Below are 16,816 nucleotides of genomic sequence, written 5' to 3'. Positions count from 1 at the left end.
GTGCATCGACCCATGACGCCCACGACGAAGCCCACCACGGGACCCCTCCGGTCCAGAGGCCGGCTCGCGGCCGCGGCGGCCGCCCTGGCCTCCGGCGCCCTCGTGCTCTCCGCGTGCAGCAGCGGAGGCGGCGGGGGCGGGGGTGACAAGAGCGCGGGGCCCGGCACGGACAAGAACGCCTCCGCCAACTACTCGATCGGCACCAAGGAGGACTCCGCCGGTCCGGCCCCGGAGGTCCCCGGCGCGAAGAAGGGCGGAACGGTCGGCGTCCTGCAGCGCGACGCCTTCGTCCACCTCGACCCCGGGCAGATCTACTACAACGACATGCTCGCCAACCAGATGCTCTACAACCGCACGCTCACCTCGTACAAGGTGGACGACAAGGGCAAGGTGAAGATCGTCGGCGATCTGGCGACCGACGCGGGCACCTCCTCCGACGGCGGGAAGACCTGGAAGTTCACCCTCAAGGACGGGCTGAAGTTCGAGGACGGCTCGCCGATCACCTCCAAGGACGTGCGCTGGAGCATCGAACGGCTCTACGCCGCCTTCGAGACGGACGGCCCGCAGTACATCCCGCAGTGGCTCTCCGGCGACGGCACGGCCTTCCGCAAGGCGCTGCCCGACGGCCCGTACAAGGGCGCGCACCTGCCCGCGTCCGTGCTGGACACCCCGGACGACAAGACGATCGTCTTCCACTTCCGTCAGCCGCACGCCGACACCCCCTTCGCCACCGCCATGCCGAACATCGGCGCCGTCAAGGCGGAGAAGGACACCCAGCGCAAGTACGACAACGCCCCCTTCGCCTCCGGCCCCTACAAGGTCGGCGACTACAAGGTCGGCAAGTCGCTGACGCTCGTGCGCAACGAGCACTGGGACGCGAAGACGGACCCGATCCGGCACCAGTACGCCGACCGGTTCGAGATCAGCTTCGGCCACCAGTACGCGGACTCCACGCGGCGCTACCTCGCCGACCAGGGCGGCGACAAGAACACCCTGTCGTTCTCCAACGCCGTCGCCCCGGAGATGACCGAGAAGGTCCTCGGCCAGGCCGACACCAAGGCGCGCCGGTTCGTGGAGATCCAGCCGTACGTGGACTACATCAGCTTCAACATGGACCGGCTCAAGGACGTAGGCGTCCGCAAGGCGCTCGCGTACGCGATGCCCAACGGGCAGATCCTCCAGCAGGTGGGTGGCGCGACCGCCGGGGTGGTCGCCACCAACCTCCTCTCCCCCGCCATGGACGGCTACCGGCCGACCGACCCGTTCGGGAAGAAGGACAAGCCGGCCGGCGACCCGGAGAAGGCCCGCGAGCTGCTCAAGGCGGCCGGCAAGGAGGGCCAGGAGATCGTCTACGCCTACGCCAACACCGACATCCAGCAGAAGGTCTCCGTGGTCGTCACCCAGGCCCTGGAACGCGCGGGCTTCAAGGTGCAGAAGAAGGAGATCGACGCCAACACCTGGCGGACCGCGATCGCCGAGGTGAAGAACAAGTTCGACATCTACCGCACCTCGTGGGGCGCGGACTGGCCCGTCGCCTCGACCGTCGTGCCGCCCCTCTTCGACGGCCGGCAGATCGCCGACGGCTCCCAGAACTACGGACACCTCGACAACGCCGCCGTCAACAAGGAGATCGACCGGATCAACGCGATCGCCGACGTGAAGAAGGCCGCGCCCGAGTGGCAGAAGCTCGCCGACAAGATCCTCACCGAGGACGTGCCCGGCGTGCCGACCTTCTACAACACCCAGTTCTCCCTGTGGGGCTCGAACCTGGGCGGAGTCCGCTACCAGCCGGTCTACGGAACCGTCGACCCGACCGGCGTCTACGTCAAGTAACGCTCCCCCGGACGGCGGACCATGCTGCGCTTCCTCGCGCGCCGCTCGCTCGGCGCCCTCGTCATCATCGTGCTGATCAGCGCGATCACCTTCGCCCTGTTCTTCGCACTGCCCTCCCAGCCGGCCCTGATGTCCTGCGGCAAGAACTGCACCCCGGACGCCATCGCCCTGATCAACAAGAACCTCGGTCTGGACGAGCCGGTGCCCGTGCAGTACTGGCACTACATGGCGGGCATCTTCACCGGCCGCGACTTCACCGTCGGCCACTGCCCGGCGCCCTGCTTCGGCTACTCGTTCTCCAACCAGCAGCCGGTGTGGGGCACCATCGTGGACCGCTTCCCCACGACCCTGTCCATCACGCTCGGCGGGGCCGCCGTCTTCCTCGTCGTCGGCGTCGGCATCGGCATGATCGCCGCCGCCTTCCGCGGGACCTGGATCGACAAGTTCTTCAGCTCCCTGTCCCTCGTCGGCAACGCCCTGCAGATCTACTTCGTCGGCGTCATCGCCCTGGCCGTGCTCGTCAGCGGGCTGCACTGGATGGACAACCCGGCCTACCACCCCATCACCGAGGACCCGGTGAAGTGGTTCACCGGCATGCTCATCCCCTGGCTGGTGCTGTCCATCATCTTCATCGCCAACTACAGCCGGATGACGCGCTCCCAGATGATCGAGCAGCTCGGCGAGGACCACGTGCGCGCGGCCCGCGCCAAGGGGCTGGGCCGGCGCGCCGTCTTCTTCCACTACGCCTGGCGGGGCGCCCTCGCGCCCATCGTCACCATCTTCGGCATCGACCTCGGGTCGCTCTTCGGCGGCGCGATCATCACCGAGTTCACCTTCAGCCTGCACGGCCTGGGCCGGCTCGCGGTGTCCTCGGTGAGCGAGACCGACCTGCCGACCCTGATGGCGGTGATGCTCGTCGGCTGCACGGCGATCGTCGTCGCCAACATCGTGGTGGACGCCGCCTACGCCGTCATCGACCCGCGCGTGCGGCTCGCCTAGCCGTCAGGAGACCGCAGTTGACCCCCTTCCTCTCCGTGCGCGACCTGTACGTGCGCTTCGCCACCGAGGACGGCACCGTACGGGCCGTCGACGGCCTGTCCTTCACCCTGGAGCGCGGCCGCACGCTCGGCATCGTCGGCGAGTCCGGCTCCGGGAAGTCCGTCACCAACCTCGCCGTGCTCGGGCTGCACGACCCGCGCACCACCGAGATCCGCGGCGAGGTCCGGCTCGACGGGCAGGAGCTGACCGGGGCGCCGGAGTCCGTCCTGGAGAAGCTGCGCGGGAACAAGGTGGCGATGGTCTTCCAGGACTCGCTCACCGCCCTCTCCCCCTACTACACCGTCGGCCGGCAGATCGCCGAGCCGTACCGCAAGCACACCGGCGCCTCCCGGCGGGAGGCCCGGCTGCGGGCGGTCGAGATGCTGCGCCGGGTCGGCATCACCGATCCGGCGCTGCGCGTGGACGACTACCCCCACCAGTTCTCCGGCGGGATGCGGCAGCGCGCGATGATCGCGATGGCGCTGGTCTGCGACCCCGAGCTGCTCATCGCCGACGAGCCGACGACCGCGCTCGACGTCACCGTGCAGGCCCAGATCCTCGACCTGCTCAAGGAGCTCCAGCAGCAGACCGGCGCGGCCATCGTCCTCGTCACCCACGACCTGGGCGTCGTCGCCGGCACCGTGGACGACCTGCTGGTGATGTACGCCGGGCGGGCCGTCGAACAGGGGCCCGTGCGGGAGGTGCTGCGGGCGCCCCGGCACCCGTACACCTGGGGCCTGCTGGGCTCCATGCCCCGGCTCTCCTCCGACGTAGGGCAGCCGCTCACCCCCATCCCCGGCACCCCGCCCAGCCTGCTGGCCCCACCGCCCGGCTGTCCCTTCCACCCGCGCTGCGCGTACGCCGCCGACGTGGCGGAGGACCGCTGCCGCACGGAGCAACCGTCCCTGCCGCCCGGCCGGGGGGCGGCCTGCCACCTCGGGGAGGAGCGGCAGCGCAGCGTGTACGCGGAGCAGATCCGACCCCGGCTCGGCTGAGGAGCAGCGACCATGGACGAGAAGAGCCTCCGGGTCGGCGAGCCGCTGCTCGTCGCCGAGAACCTCACCAAGCACTTCCCGGTGCGCGGCGGATTCCCCGTCCGGCGGACCGTCGGCGCCGTGCAGGCCGTCGACGGCATCGACCTGACCGTGCGCGCCGGGGAGAGCTTCGGCCTGGTCGGCGAGTCCGGCTGCGGCAAGTCGACCACCGGGCGGCTGCTCACCCGGCTGCTGGAGCCGACGGCCGGGCGGATCCGCTACCGGGGCCGCGACATCACCCACGCCGGGCGCAGGCAGCTCGCCCCCGTCCGCTCCGAGATCCAGATGATCTTCCAGGACCCGTACGCGTCGCTGAACCCGCGGCAGACGGTCGGCCGGATCGTCTCCGGGCCGCTGGAGATCCACGGCATCGAGCCGCCGGGCGGGCGCGAGGCGCGCGTGCGCGAGCTCCTGGAGACCGTGGGGCTCAGCCCCGAGCACTACAACCGCTTCCCGCACGAGTTCTCCGGCGGGCAGCGGCAGCGGATCGGAGTGGCCCGGGCCCTCGCCCTGGACCCGAAGATCGTCGTCGCCGACGAGCCCGTCTCGGCGCTCGACGTCTCCATCCAGGCGCAGGTCGTCAACCTGCTGCAGTCGCTGCAGCGGGAGCTGGGGATCGCCTTCCTGTTCATCGCCCACGACCTGGCCGTGGTGCGGCACTTCTCGCAGCGCGTCGCCGTGATGTACCTGGGCAGGATCGTGGAGACGGGCTCCCGCGACGACATCTACCGGCGGCCGCGCCACCCGTACACGCACGCGCTGCTGTCGGCGGTGCCGGAGGCGGCGGACGCGGAGGGTACGGCGCGGCGCGAAAGGATCCGCCTCACCGGGGACGTCCCTTCCCCGGTCGCCCCGCCGTCGGGCTGCCGCTTCCGCACGCGCTGCTGGAAGGCGCGGGAGCGCTGCGCGGCGGAGGACCCGGAGCTCGCCCGCGCGGACGGCTCCGGGGACGGGCACCTGTCGGCGTGCCACTTCCCGGAGCCGCCCACGACGGTGGCGCCGCCCGGGGCCTGACGGGGCGCGGGCACTCAGAGGTCGTCGGCCGGCGACACGCGTTCCTCCGCGTAGTGGCACGCCGACGCGTGCGCCTCCGGGCCGGCGCCCTCCAGGAACCAGTCCGGGATCTCCAGCGGCGGTACGACCCGCGCGCACTTCTCCTGGGCCTTCCAGCACCGCGTGCGGAACCGGCACCCCGACGGCGGGTGGGCCGGCGAGGGCACGTCCCCGGTGAGGATGATGCGCTCGCGGCCCTCCCGCGCCCGCGGGTCCGGGACGGGCACGGCCGACAGCAGGGCCTGCGTGTACGGGTGCGTGGCGTGCTCGTAGATCTGGGTGTCCGTGCCCGCTTCGGCGAACCGCCCGAGGTACATCACCGCGACCCGGTCCGAGATGTGCCGGACCACCGACAGGTCGTGGGCGATGAAGACGTACGCCAGGTCGAACTCGGCCTGCAGCCGTTCCAGGAGGTTGACGACCTGGGCCTGGACGGAGACGTCCAGCGCCGAGACGGGCTCGTCGGCGACGATCACCTCGGGCCGCAGGGCGAGCCCCCGCGCGATGCCGATGCGCTGGCGCTGGCCGCCGGAGAACTGGTGCGGATAGCGGTTGATGTACTCGGGGTTGAGGCCGACGACGTCGAGCAGCTCCTGCACCCTCTTGCGCCGGTCGCCCTTGGGCGCCACCTCGGGGTGGATGTCGTAGGGCTCGCCGATGATGTCGCCGACGGTCATCCGCGGGTTGAGCGAGGTGTACGGGTCCTGGAAGACCATCTGGATGTTGCGCCGGACGGCCTTCAGCGCGCGTCCGGACAGCCTCGTGATGTCCTCGCCCTTGTAGAGGATCCGCCCGGACGTGGGGCGCTCCAGGTGCACGAGGAGCTTCGCGACGGTGGACTTGCCGCAGCCGGACTCGCCCACGATCCCCAGCGTCTCGCCGCGCCGCAGGTCGAAGGAGACGCCGTCGACGGCGTGCACGGCCCCGATCTGCTTCTTGAAGAGGATGCCCCGGGTGAGCGGGTAGTGCTTGACCAGGTCCCGCACCTCCAGAATGGCCTCGCCGTTACCCGGCATCTTCGAGGGTCTCCTTCCAGAAGTGGCAGGCGCTGGCGCGCCCGGGGGCGACGTCGAAGAGCGGCGGCCGGTCGGTGCGGCAGACGGCCTGGGCACGCGGGCAGCGCGGGTTGAACGGGCAGCCGGCGGGGATGTCGGTGAGGCTGGGCGGCAGGCCCTTGATGGCGTAGAGCTCCTTGCCCTTGTGATCCAGGCGCGGGATGGAGCCGAGCAGGCCGGCGGTGTACGGGTGGGCGGGCGCGGCGTACAGCTGGTGGACGGGGGCGGTCTCGACGATCCGCCCGGCGTACATCACGGCGATCCTGTCGGCGACGTCCGCGACCACGCCCAGGTCGTGGGTGATGAGGATCAGGCCCATGTTGTACTCGCGCTGCAGCTCCGCGAGCAGGTCCATGACCTGGGCCTGGACGGTGACGTCGAGGGCGGTGGTGGGTTCGTCGGCGATGACGAGGTCCGGCTCCAGCGCCAGCGCCATGGCGATCATGATGCGCTGGCGCATGCCGCCGGAGAACTGGTGCGGGTAGTCGCCGGCGCGTTCGGCCGCGGCGGGGATGCGCACGCGTTCCATCAGCTGGACGGCCTTGTCCCGGGAGTCCTTGCGGGTCATGCCGTCGTGGACGGAGAACATCTCGCCGAGCTGGGCGCCCACGCTCATCACGGGGTTGAGGGCCGAGAGCGCGTCCTGGAAGATCATCGACAGCTTGGAGCCGCGGATCCGGCGCCGGGCCTCCCCGCCCATCGTGAGCAGGTCCTGGCCGCGGAAGAGGACCTCGCCGCCGGTGACGTGGCCGGGCGGGGAGTCGAGGATGCCCATGACGGCCTGCGCGGTCACCGACTTGCCCGAGCCGGACTCCCCCAGCACGGCGAGCGTCTCCCCGGCGCGGACGCTGTAGCTGACGCCGTTGACGGCCTTGGCGACGCCGTCCCGGGTCCGGAACTCCACGTGCAGGTCGCGCACGTCCAGCAGGGGTACGGCGGTGTCCGCCTTTCCGGTGGGCTGTGTCATCCGCCCGCTCCTCAGCGCAGTTTGGGGTCGAGGGCGTCGCGGACCGCGTCGCCGAGCATGATGAACGCCAGCACCGTGATGCTCAGTGCGCCCGCGGGCCACAGCAGCATGTGGGGGGCGTTGCGGATCTGGGTGGAGGCGTTGGAGATGTCGATGCCCCAGGACACGGTGGGCGGTTTGAGGCCGACGCCCAGGAAGGACAGCGTGGCCTCCAGGGCGATGTACGTGCCGAGGGCGATGGTCGCGACGACGATGACGGGGGCGACGGCGTTCGGCGCGATGTGCCGCAGCAGCAGGCGCGAACTGCCCGCCCCGAGGGCCCGCGCCGCCTGGACGTAGTCGTGCTGCTTGGCGGTGACGACGGAGCCGCGGGCGATGCGGGAGATCTGCGGCCAGCCGAGCAGCACGATGAAGCCGACGACGGGCCACAGCGAGCCGCTGGTGACCACCGAGAGGAAGACCAGGCCGCCCAGGATGATGGGGATGCCGAAGAAGACGTCGGCGATCCGGGAGAGCAGCGCGTCCCACCAGCCCCCGAAGAAGCCGGCGAGCCCGCCGAGCACGCTGCCGAGCAGGGCGGCGCCGGCGGTGGCGCAGATGCCGACGGTGATGGAGGCGCGGGCGCCGTGGACCGTGCGGGTGTAGACGTCGCAGCCCTGGGTGTCGAAGCCGAAGGGGTGGCCGGGCTGGGAGCCCTCCTGGGCCTTGGCGAGGTCGCACTGGAGGGGGTTCCCGCTCGCGATCAGCCCGGGCCACAGGGCGATCAGCACGAGGAAGACGATGATCAGCGCGGAGACCAGGAAGACGGGGTTGCGCCGCAGGTCGTGCCAGGCGTCGGACCACAGGCTGCGGGCCTTGCCGCTCGTGGGGGCGCCGGGGAGCGGGCCGTCCTCCAGGGTCTCCGCATCGGTCGTGGCCAGGGACATCGCCCCGCCGCCCCCGGGGGTGACGGCCTCGTCCGGGGCGAGGCTCCCGGGCTCCTTCGGCTCGGGTTCAGGCATAGCGGATCCTCGGGTCGAGCACGGCGTAGAGGAGGTCGACGAACAGGTTCGCCAGCAGGAAGACGATGACGAGGATGGTCACGAAGCCGACGACGGTGGGCGAGTTCTGCCGCAGGATGCCCTGGTAGAGCTGGAAGCCGACGCCGTGGATGTTGAAGATCCGCTCGGTGACGATGGCCCCGCCCATCAGCGCGCCGATGTCGGTGCCGATGAAGGTGACGACGGGGATGAGGGAGTTGCGCAGCAGGTGCCGGGTGACGACGCGGCGGCGCGGCAGGCCCTTGGCGACGGCCGTGCGGACGTAGTCGGCGCGGGAGTTCTCGGCGATGGAGGTGCGCGAGAGGCGGGTGACGTAGGCGAGGGAGGTCAGGGCGAGGACGATGCCGGGCAGCAGCAGCTCGTCGAAGGGCGCCTCGGGGGACACGGACGGCGAGACGATCCCCCATTTGACCCCGAAGAGGTACTGCAGCACGTAGCCGCTGACGAAGGTCGGGATGGAGACGACGATCAGGGTCAGCAGGAGCACGGTGGTGTCGGCGGAGCGGCCGCGCCGCAGGCCGCTGAGGACGCCGAGGGTGATGCCGATGACGATCTCGAAGAGGATCGCCACGAGCGTGAGCCGGAGGGTGACGGGGAAGGCGTCGGCCATCAGCTCGGTGACCGGCTGGCCGTTGAAGGCCGTTCCGAAGTCGCCCGAGAGGATCTGGCCCATGTAGTGCGCGTACTGCTTCCACAGGGGCTCGTCGAGGTAGAGCTCCTGGCGGATGCGGGCGGCGGTCGCGGGGTCGGGCGCCTTGTCGCCGAAGAGGGCGGCCACGGGGTCGCCCAGGGCGTAGACCATGAAGAAGATCAGGAACGTGCTGCCGATGAACACCGGGACCATCTGGAGCAGCCGCCGGACCACGTACCGTCCCATGGGACGTCAGCCCACCTTGATCTGCTCGTAGACCGGAACGCTGAACGGGTTGAGCGTGACGTCGGAGATCCGCTCGGAGTAGCCGGCGCTGCCGTTCTGGTACCAGAGCGGGATGGCGGGCATCACCCGGGCGAGGATCCGCTCCGCGTCGTGGAACTTGGTGTTGGCCGCGTCCTGGGAGCGCTCGGCGTTGGCCTCGTCCACGAGCCGGTCGAACTCCGGGTCGCTGAACTTCCCGTAGTTGGAGGAGGCGTCCGTGTAGTAGAGCGGCTGGAGGAAGTTCTGGATCAGCGGGTAGTCCATCTGCCAGCCGGAGCGGAAGGGGTTGCTGAGGCGGTGCTCGGAGATCTGGTTGCGGAAGTCCGCGAACGTGCCGACCGGGTTGACGACGCAGGCGTTGTCGTTGCCGAGGGCGTTGTTGATGCTGTTGCAGACGGCGTCCAGCCACACCCGGTGCGAACCGGTGTCGACGTTCGAGGTGAGGGTGATCCGGCCGCCGGGCAGTCCCCCGCCGTCCTGGATGAGCTGCTTCGCGGCGGCGGCGTCGAACGTGCAGGCGTCCCCGCACAGCCCGGCCTTGTAGCCGCCCTGGCCGCCGAGGGCCGGTGAGGTCCAGTCCGTCGCCGGGGTGCGGGTCTTGTGGTAGATCTGGTCGGTGATCTGCTCGCGGTTGATCGCCATGGACAGCCCGCGGCGGACCTTCTCCATGCCGCTCTTCGTCCAGTTCGCGTCGTACATGGGGAAGACGAGGGTCTGGATGATGCCGGCGGGCTGGTTGATGTAGCGGTCACCCAGGTCGTTCTTCACGTTCTTGAGCTGGGCGCTGGGGATGTCGTCGACCAGGTCGAGGTTGCCGGCCTGCAGGTCGGTGTACGCGGTGTTGTTGTCGGTGTAGACGCGCAGCTCCACGCCGCTGTTGCGCGCCTTGTCGTCGCCCGGGTAGCCCTCCCACTTGGTGAGCTTCATCGCCGAGCCCTTGGCGTAGGAGTCGACGGTGTACGGGCCGTTGCCGACGGGCTTCTTCAGCCAGGCCGCGTGGTCGTCGAAGAAGGCCCGGGGCAGCGGGGCGTAGGCGGCGTAGCCGAGGGTGTCGGGCCACGTGGAGAACTTGGTGCTCAGCTTGACCGTGAAGGTCCGGTCGTCCTTGACGACGAGCCCGGAGAGGGTCCTGGCGGTGGCGGACCCGCTCGACGGGTGGACCTTGTCGTAGCCGTCGACGTACTCGAAGAAGGAGGCGTTCTTCTGCTTGTTGTCGACGAGGGCCGCGTAGTTCCAGGCGTCCACGAAGGACTTCGAGGTGACCTTCTCGCCGTTGGAGAAGGTCCAGCCGTCCTTGAGGGTGATGGTGAAGTTCTGCTGGTCGGCGGTCTCGATCTGCTCGGCCAGCATGTTCTCGGCGGCGCCGCTGCGGGGGTCGTAGCGCTTGAGCCCGCGGAAGATCATGGCGAGCACCTTGCCGCCCTGGACCTCGTTGGTGTTGGCCGGCTCCAGCTGGTTCTGCGGATCGCCCCAGGAGGAGCGGACGACCCCGGCCCCGCTGCCGCTGCCGCCGCACCCGGCCGCCGCGGCGACCAGCGCCGCCGAGAGTGCACAGACGGCCCACCGGGCGCGCGTGGCTCCACGCATCGAGTGCCTCCTCCAGATCCCAAGTGTCACTTAGGCCCAGATAACACCCCATTCGGTGGTGCGATGCGCCTCTTGGCGGCTTTCCCCGGCCGAACCACACGAAAGGGCTCCCCCGGCGCGACCAGCGCGCCCCGGGAGAGCCCTTTCCGTCGTACGACCGGCACCTACGCGGCGCCGACCACCTGCTTCACCTCGGCGAAGTGGCACGCCGACTCGTGTGCCGCCGGGGTGTCCTTGCCCTCGTAGAGCTTCGGCACGGCGAGGAGCGGCAGCTCCTCGGCGCACTTGTCCTCCGCCTTCCAGCAGCGGGTGCGGAAGCGGCAGCCGGACGGCGGGTTGGCCGGGGAGGGCACGTCACCGGTGAGGATGATGCGCTCGCGCCCCTCGCGGGCCTCGGGGTCCGGCACGGGGACGGCCGACAGCAGCGCCTGCGTGTACGGGTGCGTCGGGTGCTCGTAGATCTCGGCGTCCGTGCCGATCTCCGCCATCTTGCCCAGGTACATCACGCCGACGCGGTCGGAGATGTGCCGGACGATGGACAGGTCGTGCGCGATGAAGAGGTAGGAGAGGTTGAACTCGTCCTGGAGCCGCTCCATCAGGTTGATGACCTGCGCCTGCACCGAGACGTCCAGCGCCGAGACGGGCTCGTCGCAGATGATGATCTCGGGGTTGAGCGCCAGGCCGCGGGCGATGCCGATGCGCTGGCGCTGACCGCCGGAGAACTGGTGCGGGTAGCGGTTGACGTACTCGGGGTTGAGGCCGACGACGTCGAGCAGCTCCTGGACCCGCTTGCGCCGGTCGCCCTTGGGCGCCACCTCGGGGTGGATCTCGAAGGGCTCGCCGATGATGTCGCCGACCGTCATCCGCGGGTTGAGCGAGGTGTACGGGTCCTGGAACACCATCTGGATGTTGCGCCGGACCGCCTTCAGCGCGCGCCCGGACAGCTTGGTGATGTCCTGGCCCTTGTAGAAGACCTCGCCGGAGGTGGCCGTCTCCAGCGTCATCAGCAGCTTGGCGACCGTGGACTTGCCGCAGCCGGACTCCCCGACGATGCCCAGCGTCTCGCCCTCGTAGAGGTCGAAGGAGATCCCGTCGACGGCCTTGACCGCACCGACCTGCTTCTTGAACAGCAGCCCCTGCGTCAGCGGGAAGTGCTTGACGAGGTTGCGGACCTGGAGGATCGGCTCCCGCTGACCGGCCTTCCCGGCCTGCTTGGTCATGTCAGCCATGGATCGTCTCCTTCCAGAAGTGGCACGCGCTGCCGCGGCCGTCGAGCTCGGTGCCGTCCTGCTCCGCCACCGGGTGCAGGGCGGGGATGTCCTCCCTGCAGACGTCCTGGGCCTTGGGGCAGCGCGGGTTGAAGGCGCAGCCGGTGGGGATCCGCAGGAGGTTGGGCGGCAGGCCCTTGATCGCGTACAGCTCCTGGCCCTTGTGGTCCAGGCGCGGGATCGAGTCCAGCAGGCCGCGGGTGTACGGGTGGGCGGGGCGCTTGTAGAGCTCGTGCACGGGCGCGGTCTCCACGATGCGGCCCGCGTACATCACGGCGATCTTGTCGGCGACGTCCGCCACCACACCCAGGTCGTGGGTGATCAGGATCAGGCCCATGTTGTACTCGCGCTGCAGCTCCGCGAGCAGGTCCATGACCTGGGCCTGGACCGTCACGTCGAGGGCCGTGGTCGGCTCGTCGGCGATGATCAGGTCGGGTTCCAGGGCCATCGCCATCGCGATCATGATGCGCTGGCGCATACCGCCCGAGAACTGGTGCGGGTAGTCGCCCACGCGCTGCTTGGCGGCCGGGATGCGCACCCGGTCCATCAGCTCGATCGCCTTGGCCTTGGCGTCCTTCTTCGACATGCCCTGGTGCACCCGGAACATCTCGCCGAGCTGGTTGCCGACGGAGAAGACGGGGTTGAGGGCGGACAGCGCGTCCTGGAAGATCATCGCCATCTTCGGGCCGCGCAGCTTGCGCCGCTCGCTCTCCGGCAGCTTCAGGATGTCCTGGCCGTGGAAGAGGATCTCACCGCCGGACACGCGGCCGGGGGGCGAGTCCAGGATGCCCATGATGGCCTGGGCGGTGACGGACTTGCCGGAGCCCGACTCGCCGAGGACGGCGAGGGTCTCGCCGGCGTCGACGCTGTAGCTGACACCGTTGACGGCCTTGGCGACGCCGTCGCGGGTCTTGAACTCGACGTGCAGGTCGCGCACTTCGAGCAGGGGCGCGGACTTCTTGGCGTCCTTGGCGTCCTTGCCGCCCTGCGGCGCGGCGCCGGGTGCCCCGGAGTTCTTTTCGGTCGTGGTCATCGGGACGTTCTCCTCAACGCAGCTTCGGGTCGAGGGCGTCGCGCAGCCCGTCGCCGACAAAGACAAATCCGAGCACCGTCAGCACGATCGCGGAACTGGGGTACACCCACAGGAAGTCGCTGACGCCGAGGGAGTCCTTTCCGGCGGAGATCATGTTGCCCCACTCCGGCACCTCGGGGCTCACGCCGATGCCGAGGAAGGACAGCGAGGCCTCGGCCACGACGGCGGTGCCGACGCTGAAGGACACGTACGACATCACGGCCGCGATGGAGTTGGGCATGATGTGCCGCAGGATGATGCGGGTGGTGCTCGCACCCAGCGCCTTCGCCGCCGTCACGTAGTCCATCTCGCGCACGGACAGGATGCTGGAGCGCAGCAGGCGGGCGACCGTGGCCCAGCTGAAGACGGCCAGCGAGATGATGACGGGCAGCACGCCGCGGCCCATCACCAGGATGATCACGATCGCGCCGATGAGCAGCGGGAACGCGAAGAAGACGTCGGCGGTGCGCATGATGACGCTGTCGACGGCCTTGCCGAAGTATCCGGACAGGGCGCCGAGGATGCAGCCGATCACACAGGCCAGGAAGATCGAGGCCAGACCGACGATGACGGCGATGCGGCTGCCGTAGATGATGCGGGAGAACTGGTCGCGGCCCAGGGCGTCGGTGCCGAACCAGTGGTCCCCGCTGGGCTCTGCCAGCGTGTTGGTGAGGTTCTGTGCGTACGGGTCGTGGGTCGCGATCAGGGGCGCCGCGGCGGCGACGATGAAGAGCAGGACGACCAGGCCGAGGCCGACCACGGCGAGCTTGTTGGCCATGAAGCGGTGGCGGATCTCGCCCCACTGGGTGATGCGGGCCGGTGCGGGCTCGGCGGTGTTGTTCGCGGCGGCGGTCTGTGCGGTCGCGGCGCCCGGCCCCTGGTCGCTCTTGGTGAGCTCAGTCATGGGTGACTCCTAGAACGGGGTATGACCTGGCGGTCAGCTGAGGCGGATCCGCGGGTCGAGCACCGCGTACAGCAGATCGACCAGCAGGTTGAGCAGGACGAAGACGGCGACGCCGTAGGTGACCACGCCGACGATGATCGGGTTGTTCCCCTGCTGGATCGCGGTGACCAGCGCGTAGCCCATGCCGTCCCAGTTGAAGATCGCCTCGGTGATGAGCGCACCGCCGAGCAGGCCGCCGAAGGAGATGCCGATGTAGGTGACCACGGGGATGATCGAGTTGCGCATGACGTGCTTGAGGAGCACCGTGCGGCGCGGAAGGCCCTTGGCGATGGCCGTCTTGACGTAGTCCGCGCGCAGCACCTCGAGCATGGTGCCGCGCATCAGCCGGGCCACGAGCGCCGCGTCGATGATGGCCAGCGTGAACGCCGGCATGATCATCGAGTTGAACGACCCGTCCGAAATCAGCGGGAACCAGCCGAGGTTCACGGCGAACTGGCTCTGCAGGATCATGCCGATGACGAAGCTGGGGAAGCCGATGGCCAAGGTCGTGAGAAGTGTGACCAGTACATCCCAGAACGAATATCTGAACAGGGCCGCCACCAGGCCCGCGAGGACGCCGAGCACCACGTCGATGAGGATCGCCGCCACGGCCAGCTTGGCGGTGTTGCCCAGCTTGGGGCCGAGCACCTCGGTCACCTGGCGCCGCTGGGTGTAGTCCTCGCCGAGGTCGCCCTTGACCAGATTGGTCACATAGTTGCCGTACTGCACGGCAAGGGGCTTGTCCAGGCCGTAGCGCTCGCGCAGTTGCTCGACGACGGCGGGGTCACGCGCCTTGTCGCCACCGAGCGAGCCGACCGGGTCTCCGGGAAGGACGAACAGGCAGGCGAAGAGGATGAGGGTCGCACCGAAGAGGACGATCACCATCTGCCCGATCCGCCGGATCACATATTTGCCCACGATGTCTCCTTGACTTACTGCCGCCGTGGGGCGTTCGCCGTCGCCTCCCGGTACGGGAAGGGTGGGGAGGCGGCCGCGCACGGCCCGGCCGCGCGGGCCGGGACATGCGGAGGCGAAGGCCGTGGAGCCTCAAGTCGTTGCTCGGGGCTCCACGGTCTTCACGGGACTGGCTGGAGGGTGATGGTTACTTGACGCCGATCTCGGCGAGGTTCGGGTCCTCGAAGAAGTCCAGCTTGATGTTGGAGAACTTCTTGCTGTTCACCAGGCGGTACTGGGTGCGCTTCCAGGTCGGGATGACGCCCTGGTCCTCGTCGATGGCCAGCTTCTCGGCCTCGTTGTAGATCTTGGCGCGCTCGGCCGCGTCCTTGGTCTGACGGGCCTTCACCAGCAGCTCGTCGAACTTCGGGTTGCTGTAGCGGCCGCGGTTGTCGCCCAGCGCCTTGCCGTTGGCGTCCGGGTTGATGCCGCTGGTGGACAGCAGGGGCGAGAAGAAGTTGTCGGCGGTCGGGTAGTCGGCGGTCCACGCCTGACGCCAGATGCCGATGGTGCCCTTGTCCTGCTGCCGCGCCAGGGCCTCCTTGAAGGGCAGACCGTTGAGCTTGACCTTCAGGCCGAGCACGTCCTCGACCTGCTTGGCGACGGCCTGGACCCACTCCTCGTGCCCGGCACCGGTGTTGTAGCCGAAGTCCAGGGTGTCGCCCGGCTTGAGGCCGGCCTTCTCCGCGTACTCCTTGGCCTTGCCCTTGTCCTGCTTGACGCAGGAGGTGCACACGTCGGCCTTGTAGACGTCCTTGAAGGACGGGGGCAGCAGGGCGGTGGCCGGCTCCTGGAGACCCTGGAAGACACCCTTGGCGATCTCCGCGCGGTCGATCGCGTAGGAGATGGCCTTACGGGCGTCGGCCGACTTCATCGGACCCGACTCGTTGAACGGGGAGATGTAGTTGACGCCGCTGACGTCAGCCTTGAGCCACTGGCCCTGGGGGTCGTACTTGGCCTTGGCGCCCGGCATCTGCGGCACCGGCATACGGGCCCAGTCGAACTGGCCCGACTCGAAGCCCTTGTACTCCAGGGTCACGCCGTTGGCCGGGTTGAGGATCGACAGCTCGACCTTGTCCAGCTTGGCCTTGGCCAGACCGTAGTCGTCGTTGCGGACGAGGGTGATCTTCTTGTTGTGCTCCCACGAACCGGACATCTTGAAGGGGCCGTTGCCGATGGGGGCGTCGTTGAACGACTTGTTGTCACCGGCGCCGGCGACCTTCGGGACCGGGCTGAAGGCCGGGTGGGCGGTCTTCTTGTCGAACTCGAAGTCCGGTGCGGAGAGCTTGACCTTGAGGGTGTAGTCACCCTCGGCGGTCAGGCCGGAGAACTTGTCGCTCGAACCGCCGTTGAGCTCCTTGTAGCCGGCGATGCCGTTCATGTGGTAGGCCACGTCGGAGGCGGACGCCTTGGCGGTGACGCGGGTCCAGCCGCGGATGAACGCCTCGGCGTTCACGGCCTCGCCGTTGGAGAACTTGGTGTCCTTCTTGATCTGGAAGGTCCACTCGTCACCGGCGTCGTTCGGCTTCGCGGACTCCGCCAGCTTCGCGTTGAGGGTGCCGTCGACGTTCACGTCGTAGAGACCCACGAACAGCTGACGGGCCACCAGCGTGCCCTCGGACTCCTGGGCGTTGACCGGGTCGATCGACTTCGGCTCGGTGATACCGAGACGGAAGACCGCTCCCTTTCCGCCGCTGTCCTTGCTGTCACTGCCACCACAAGCAGTCGCCGCCATGGCCACGACTATCGCGCCGACGACCCACTTGGCGCTCTTGGCACCGCGCATGGGTATGCCTCCTCAAGAGTCCACTTTTCACTACGAGAGAGGCGCCGGCCCCACGCTGACACCCCTGACAGCGGAGACGGAACCGGCACCTCGAGTGTGCTCGTGAGTCGGCGCTCCCCACAGCGCGTGACCCATTGACCCGAGCTCAATGAACCCAACTATTAAGTACGTCCGCCTTGTAAACCACACTTAAAGGGTCTCGCTTTGGTCACATCGAGCACCCTCAGCGGTTCGAAAACCGGACAAAGCCAGCACAGACAGACACCCGCG

14 protein-coding genes are annotated in these 16,816 nt (G+C 69.1%); 4 read left to right on the top strand and 10 right to left on the bottom strand.

Annotated elements, in window-relative coordinates:
- The first annotated feature begins 12 nt into the window (after positions 1-12).
- From AS857_RS28635 to AS857_RS28620, 4 genes are read left to right on the top strand one after another with little or no spacing between them, the layout of a single operon-like run.
- Positions 13-1,833 carry an ABC transporter substrate-binding protein gene (locus AS857_RS28635; RefSeq protein ID WP_058046080.1) on the top strand — a complete coding sequence of 607 codons (1,821 nt, stop codon included), beginning with the start codon at positions 13-15 and terminating at the stop codon, positions 1,831-1,833.
- A gap of 21 nt (positions 1,834-1,854) precedes the next feature.
- Positions 1,855-2,832, top strand: coding sequence for an ABC transporter permease (locus tag AS857_RS28630; protein WP_058046079.1), 978 nt, complete (start codon positions 1,855-1,857; stop codon positions 2,830-2,832).
- Between the two features lie 17 nt (positions 2,833-2,849).
- The gene (locus AS857_RS28625; RefSeq protein WP_058046078.1) at positions 2,850-3,866 is read left to right on the top strand and encodes an ABC transporter ATP-binding protein; all 1,017 of its coding nucleotides are present in this window, start codon (positions 2,850-2,852) and stop codon (positions 3,864-3,866) included.
- A 12-nt stretch (positions 3,867-3,878) separates the two neighbouring features.
- Positions 3,879-4,919, top strand: a complete 1,041-nt coding sequence (locus tag AS857_RS28620; protein WP_058046077.1) for an ABC transporter ATP-binding protein — start codon at positions 3,879-3,881, stop codon at positions 4,917-4,919.
- Positions 4,920-4,933: 14 nt separating this feature from the next.
- Here the strand turns inward: AS857_RS28620 and AS857_RS28615 are convergent, their stop codons facing one another.
- The 10 genes from AS857_RS28615 to AS857_RS28570 all read right to left on the bottom strand — a co-directional run bounded on the left by AS857_RS28615 (position 4,934) and on the right by AS857_RS28570 (position 16,546).
- Positions 4,934-5,974, bottom strand: a complete 1,041-nt coding sequence (locus tag AS857_RS28615; RefSeq protein ID WP_058046076.1) for an ABC transporter ATP-binding protein — start codon at positions 5,972-5,974, stop codon at positions 4,934-4,936.
- On the bottom strand, positions 5,964-6,980 hold the full coding sequence (locus AS857_RS28610) for an ABC transporter ATP-binding protein (RefSeq protein ID WP_058046075.1): 1,017 nt from the start codon (positions 6,978-6,980) through the stop codon (positions 5,964-5,966). The genes AS857_RS28615 and AS857_RS28610 overlap by 11 nt, the downstream gene beginning before the upstream one ends.
- An 11-nt stretch (positions 6,981-6,991) precedes the next feature.
- Complete coding sequence (locus tag AS857_RS28605; protein WP_058046074.1) at positions 6,992-7,981, bottom strand: ABC transporter permease; 990 nt, start codon at positions 7,979-7,981, stop codon at positions 6,992-6,994.
- Entirely contained in the window at positions 7,974-8,897 is a 924-nt protein-coding gene (locus AS857_RS28600) for an ABC transporter permease (protein ID WP_058046073.1), read from the bottom strand. Before AS857_RS28600 ends, AS857_RS28605 begins: the two co-directional genes overlap by 8 nt.
- 6 nt (positions 8,898-8,903) lie before the next feature.
- Positions 8,904-10,523: a peptide ABC transporter substrate-binding protein gene (locus tag AS857_RS28595; RefSeq protein WP_058046072.1), complete on the bottom strand. Its 1,620-nt coding sequence runs from the start codon at positions 10,521-10,523 to the stop codon at positions 8,904-8,906.
- Between the two features lie 164 nt (positions 10,524-10,687).
- Complete coding sequence (locus AS857_RS28590) at positions 10,688-11,752, bottom strand: ABC transporter ATP-binding protein (RefSeq protein ID WP_058046071.1); 1,065 nt, start codon at positions 11,750-11,752, stop codon at positions 10,688-10,690.
- Positions 11,745-12,824: an ABC transporter ATP-binding protein gene (locus tag AS857_RS28585; protein ID WP_058046070.1), complete on the bottom strand. Its 1,080-nt coding sequence runs from the start codon at positions 12,822-12,824 to the stop codon at positions 11,745-11,747. Before AS857_RS28585 ends, AS857_RS28590 begins: the two co-directional genes overlap by 8 nt.
- Positions 12,825-12,837: 13 nt before the next feature.
- Positions 12,838-13,767 (bottom strand): ABC transporter permease, encoded by a 930-nt coding sequence (locus tag AS857_RS28580; protein ID WP_058046069.1) that lies wholly within the window; start codon positions 13,765-13,767, stop codon positions 12,838-12,840.
- Between the two features lie 33 nt (positions 13,768-13,800).
- On the bottom strand, positions 13,801-14,724 hold the full coding sequence (locus AS857_RS28575; RefSeq protein ID WP_058046068.1) for an ABC transporter permease: 924 nt from the start codon (positions 14,722-14,724) through the stop codon (positions 13,801-13,803).
- Between the two features lie 184 nt (positions 14,725-14,908).
- Positions 14,909-16,546, bottom strand: coding sequence for a peptide ABC transporter substrate-binding protein (locus AS857_RS28570; RefSeq protein ID WP_058046067.1), 1,638 nt, complete (start codon positions 16,544-16,546; stop codon positions 14,909-14,911).
- Positions 16,547-16,816 lie beyond the last annotated feature (270 nt).

This window comes from Streptomyces roseifaciens (assembly GCF_001445655.1).
Lineage (GTDB): Bacteria > Actinomycetota > Actinomycetes > Streptomycetales > Streptomycetaceae > Streptomyces > Streptomyces aureoversilis.
This window is presented reverse-complemented; position numbering and strand designations above follow the sequence as displayed.

Excerpts from the sequence above, each read along its gene's own strand:
- AS857_RS28595 (WP_058046072.1), bottom strand. The coding sequence starts at position 10,523 with ATGCGTGGAGCCACGCGCGCCCGGTGGGCCGTCTGTGCACTCTCGGCG.
- AS857_RS28610 (WP_058046075.1), bottom strand. The coding sequence starts at position 6,980 with ATGACACAGCCCACCGGAAAGGCGGACACCGCCGTACCCCTGCTGGAC.
- AS857_RS28605 (WP_058046074.1), bottom strand. The coding sequence starts at position 7,981 with ATGCCTGAACCCGAGCCGAAGGAGCCCGGGAGCCTCGCCCCGGACGAG.
- AS857_RS28615 (WP_058046076.1), bottom strand. The coding sequence starts at position 5,974 with ATGCCGGGTAACGGCGAGGCCATTCTGGAGGTGCGGGACCTGGTCAAG.
- AS857_RS28630 (WP_058046079.1), top strand. The coding sequence starts at position 1,855 with ATGCTGCGCTTCCTCGCGCGCCGCTCGCTCGGCGCCCTCGTCATCATC.
- AS857_RS28580 (WP_058046069.1), bottom strand. The coding sequence starts at position 13,767 with ATGACTGAGCTCACCAAGAGCGACCAGGGGCCGGGCGCCGCGACCGCA.
- AS857_RS28570 (WP_058046067.1), bottom strand. The coding sequence starts at position 16,546 with ATGCGCGGTGCCAAGAGCGCCAAGTGGGTCGTCGGCGCGATAGTCGTG.
- AS857_RS28620 (WP_058046077.1), top strand. The coding sequence starts at position 3,879 with ATGGACGAGAAGAGCCTCCGGGTCGGCGAGCCGCTGCTCGTCGCCGAG.
- AS857_RS28600 (WP_058046073.1), bottom strand. The coding sequence starts at position 8,897 with ATGGGACGGTACGTGGTCCGGCGGCTGCTCCAGATGGTCCCGGTGTTC.
- AS857_RS28585 (WP_058046070.1), bottom strand. The coding sequence starts at position 12,824 with ATGACCACGACCGAAAAGAACTCCGGGGCACCCGGCGCCGCGCCGCAG.
- AS857_RS28635 (WP_058046080.1), top strand. The coding sequence starts at position 13 with ATGACGCCCACGACGAAGCCCACCACGGGACCCCTCCGGTCCAGAGGC.
- AS857_RS28590 (WP_058046071.1), bottom strand. The coding sequence starts at position 11,752 with ATGGCTGACATGACCAAGCAGGCCGGGAAGGCCGGTCAGCGGGAGCCG.